This window comes from Thioclava sp. JE_KL1, from assembly GCF_009296265.1.
Taxonomy (GTDB): Bacteria; Pseudomonadota; Alphaproteobacteria; order Rhodobacterales; family Rhodobacteraceae; genus Thioclava.
The window spans coordinates 1-4,362 of sequence record NZ_WBJS01000036.1 but is presented as its reverse complement, the minus strand read 5'-3'; the positions used below and the strand labels follow the sequence as shown (position 1 = coordinate 4,362).

Here is a 4,362-nt window from a genome sequence, read left to right as displayed (position 1 = left end):
CCGCGGCATCGAAGAACTCCGAGACATGCTCACTGCCGCGCGCATCACTCCCGAAACTTGGCATGAGTTCCTCGACGACTTCGTCCATGACGCCGATCTCGTCGCCCGCATCAAGGCCCAATCGCCGCGGTAGCAACCGGCCGGTTACGGATGACTGCACACCATCGAAAAATGATGCGCCAGCAGCGAAACTGATAGCGTTACAGACAAATCTACTTCTTGTCGGTAACTGCAAATTCGCGAACCGAATTTCGCATCTTTCGCTTACCAACGACTGACCTACTGGGATGAACTGCCTTCCCACCAACCCGCTGCTACCATTGCGGGCAGAGGTGGAGAGGGAGCATCTGATGGACATCAAGGTTTTGGGCATTGATCTGGGCAAGGCCGTTCGCAGTCATGCAGGGCTGGATAAAGCGGGAGCGGTTGTGTTTCGCAAACGGCTCCAGCGGCATCGGCTGTTGGACTTTCTTATTCCGCTCCCACCCTGCTTGGTTGCGATGGAAGCCTGCGGCGGGGTGCATCACATCGGGCGATTTTGTCTTGAGAAGGGACATGAGCCTCGGTTGATGTCGCCGCTCTACTTCCGGCCCTATGTGAAGGTTTACAAGAATGACGACCGTGATGCGGAGGCGATTGCCGAAGCTGCGACGCGCCCGACGGTCTCATTCGTTGCGATCAAATCGGAAGAACAGCTCGACCTTCAGGCTTTGCACCGTGCGCGGGAGCGCCTCGTGTCGGACAGGACGCGCTTGATCAACCAGGGTCGAGGCTTCTTGATGGAACGCGGCATTCGGGTTGGCACTGGGCGCCACGTTTTCCAAAAGGAACTTGCCAGACTGGCTGCAGAGGGCGCTTCCGATCTTTCCACGCGAATGCGCCTGCTTGTGACTGACATCCAACGGCGACCAGCATTGCCGTTAAGAAAGGGAGCGCGTCGCCTGATCGGGCGAACCAACGGCGGCATGAACACGAAACTGCACGCCATCTGCGACAGCGAGGGACGACCGATTGACCTGTTTGTCATGGCCGCTCAGGTCAGCGATTACATCGGTGCGCGCGCTGCTCGGTGGTCTGTCAAACGTCAAATGGCTACTCCGGGATAGCACTCGCAGCAACCGTCATCTACTGATTATGAATCCTGACACTAAGTCTACCGCGGCGCGCTGATGCCTCCATCGCGCCGCAGTAGAGCCTCCAGACTATAGCACGACTGAATCGTGTTCAGCGTCATGGCAGCAGAAGTCCTCCGGACGGGGCCGTTCGATGTTCATGTGCACGCTGGCTCGTTCGTACTGCGGAAGAAGCGAGTGGAACAGCTCGATGTAGCGCATTGCCTTCTCGATGCATCGCTCGCCTTCTTCCCGCGACTTTGCACTCTCCATCAGAACCACCAGAGGGCAAAGCTCGGAGTGGCTTTCACGCCAGCCCCAGATGCCCTGAATCCAGTGGGGGTGTACGTAGAGGAGCGCATCGGCGAACTGGACCAAGTGTATTGTGTATGGTGTCCATTTCTCAACCATCCGGGCTTGATGCACGATGCGGTGATGATTCAGTCCGGCGAAGGGCACGGCGGTGATCTCGCGGAACGCCGCGGCGTTGGATACCGACATCTCGTCATCGAAGATGGTTTGCGGTTCGAGTGCGCCCTGTTGATAGGCGACTTCGATAATCGATTGAGTGTTGAAGCTCTGGCCTGTCGAATTGTGGATACCCCCAAATACCCCGATAAGGTTGCCGGGGCGGGCGGAGTCCGGTTGAACGAGATGTGGGGTGTGTGGCAGAGGCCCCGTCAGAGGGAGGGCTGCAAGACGGGCCGGCTCTTTGGAAAAGAGATCGGTCCACTTGGTAGATTTGCTGTCTGTCATCATGATGATAAGGTCCTTTATGTGCAGGTATCTTTGAGAAGGTCGGGTTTTGTGAGCCGGGGGACTCTTTGCACTTGGTGAGACGTCTTCTGGCCGCCCGCTGCGCGCAACCTCTTCATCCTGCTGCGACGACGAGGTCTTGCCCTGCTTGACGATTGGAAGGCCGCCGATCCCGTCGCCGCCAGGCAGAACAGGGCCATGTCGGCCATCAGTGCAGCTTCCTTGACTTCGAAGGGATGGAGACGTGGGTGGAGGGTGGCAGGCCAACCAGACCTCCTGAGCCAGGCGGTCGCCCGGTCGCTTGCAGAGCCTGCAGAATGAACTTGAGGTTGCTGAGGTCCTCGGGTTTACGTAGGGGAAATGGGTGCTTGGGCATTGGGTGGTCTCCTGTCGGGATGTAAGAGGTTTGACGGTGTCGTCGTCTCTGCTTGGAGGGAGATGGGTTCATCTCTCGGTGTACGGAAACGGATTTCGTGATGTTTTTTGGGGGGTGGTGGTTGGCAGACGGTCGTCGGCGCGCGAACATGCACTCCGCTCGAAATCGAAGCGAGTTTCTGGAAGCCGAGCCGCGGTTAATCGGATTCCCAAGATGTTTCAGACAGGATCGAGAGGTCGAGCTTGGCAGAAGGGATCACACGGGGTTCTTTTAAAGAGAGTTGGTCCAATTGGCGACGGTGTTTCCGAGCGCCTCAGAAGGGAGATCGGATCCAACGGAAGCGGACGGAAATCGGAACAGACGATTTTTTCGGCCAGTTCCGTGGCGTGATCGCTGCATCGAAATGGTTCACTGGCACTGGAGCATCAGGCCGGGTCTCACGTCTGCTGGGCGCCTCGGGCTCCACCGATGAAACCATTGATGACCTGGAGCGTTTGGTCTTCGTAGAGTCGTGGGACAGTCATGATGGGCAGCAGGGCCGCTGAAGATAAGGTGTCACGAAGGCAGGACCATAACTGTTGGCTAAACCCAAGTCTCGAGCGTCTCCCTCGGATATCCGCATGACGTCGCGAATCCAGAAAGCTGGATTCGCGCGCTTATTCGATCAGTTTAGAGCCGCACTATTGGGACGGGGTGTCGGCTCGTCTCGTCCGTTTCAGAAAGGGACGCGCTCGCATGAGCGCTCCCAGAGCCTCTCCTCTCAATTGCAAGATACGCACTGGCGGCAAGGGGGATCTGGAATGCTTGAAGCTGCACACAAACTTGGTCGGCCAAGGACCTCCTCTTACGAAACCTTCCACGTTTCCGCCGGTGCCCAATCTGTGAACTGTTCGCGAGCGGCTTGGGCTTGGTGTGACCAAAACAAATCCCCCAAAACCGTTCGGGATTCCTGATGATTTCTGGGATTTCTTCTAATTTCTACCATTTCAAGCAGACGTATTCCTCGCGAAATCAATCACCTACGTAAAATCTACAGGTTCAGATCCGGGGTAGTGCTGATCAGAAGCGGGGCAGGAGGCCGGTGTTCCCGGGGGCTGCCACCTCACGAACGGGTTTGCCAAACAGTAGAAACGGGTTGGTCGAGCCCCGAAGTGAGCCGCTCTCGCGATTTCCGTGCGCTTGGTAAGAAACACATCTGCTCATCGATAGTCATCGAAAGAGGAGCAGACATGCCGGCCGACAACGGCAAAATTCAGATCGCGCAGGTGCTCGTCGAGCATCTCAGACGGGCGGGGTTCAGTCTCACGTCGTTCAAGCTGATCCTCGCGATGCTTCATCACCAAGACCGACAAGAGCTCTGGATTCGTGAGGCGATTGAGACCCCGAGCCTTGCGAAGACATGGATCGAGGGGACCCGGCTCCGAGCGATCGTTGGCCCATACCGCGAGAACGGCGCGACGTCGCTGCATCGGCTCGTTGCAGAAGCGAAGAGGACGGACTTGTTCGATGACATCCGACTCATTGAACGTAACAGAATACTGGCATGGCAGTTTTCCGGCCTTACTCAACGGCTAATGGCAGCTCGGATATCTGACTATTACACGCTCCTCGATCTTGCCGAAGTCGGAGACTGTCGGAGCCTCGACGATCTCAACTATCTCATCGTGATCCGACATGTCTTCAAAGGTAAGGCTCCGAAATTCTATGGCCCTTCGTCGATGAACTGGAGCCGTCTACGCGGCAAGCACATGGCGTCTTTGACGCGGATTGCGAAGATGACAGGGGTAACGCTCGTAGTCATCGAGAGCCGGGACAGACAAGACTATGGCTTGCGTCACGTCGAATGCAGGGTCTGTCACGCTCAGACAACCTGGTGGATTTCGGCGATCCGAAAGCATCCCGCTGGTGCGAAGGTGACGCTGATTGACGCGTCTGGCAGCCGGAAGGTCGACGCAAAAACGTTCGACTTCAGCCATTTGCCGGGGATCGTTCCAGATCCTCCGCCCCGCGGCTAGCAACCGGCCCGGCGGCGGGTACCGCCGCATGCCTCAAGCCGCTCCCTAATCGTAAAGAAGACGGCAGCGGCTGAGGGCCGATGCGGTGCTGTCGGGCCACCGC

At 57.5% G+C, this 4,362-nt stretch carries 3 protein-coding genes; 2 read left to right on the top strand and 1 reads right to left on the bottom strand.

Annotated features, from left to right (window positions below; all coding sequences use genetic code 11):
- Positions 1-350: 350 nt before the first annotated feature.
- Positions 351-1,106, top strand: a complete 756-nt coding sequence (locus F8R15_RS22025; RefSeq protein ID WP_172976279.1) for an IS110 family transposase — start codon at positions 351-353, stop codon at positions 1,104-1,106.
- A gap of 96 nt (positions 1,107-1,202) precedes the next feature.
- On the opposite strand, the gene F8R15_RS20620 is transcribed toward F8R15_RS22025, so the two are convergent.
- A complete protein-coding gene (locus tag F8R15_RS20620; RefSeq protein ID WP_083080214.1) occupies positions 1,203-1,871 on the bottom strand; it encodes a hypothetical protein in 669 nt (222 codons plus the stop codon).
- Positions 1,872-3,473: 1,602 nt separating this feature from the next.
- On the opposite strand from F8R15_RS20620, the gene F8R15_RS20615 reads away from it, so the two are divergent.
- Entirely contained in the window at positions 3,474-4,259 is a 786-nt protein-coding gene (locus F8R15_RS20615) for a hypothetical protein (RefSeq protein WP_083080211.1), read from the top strand.
- Positions 4,260-4,362 lie beyond the last annotated feature (103 nt).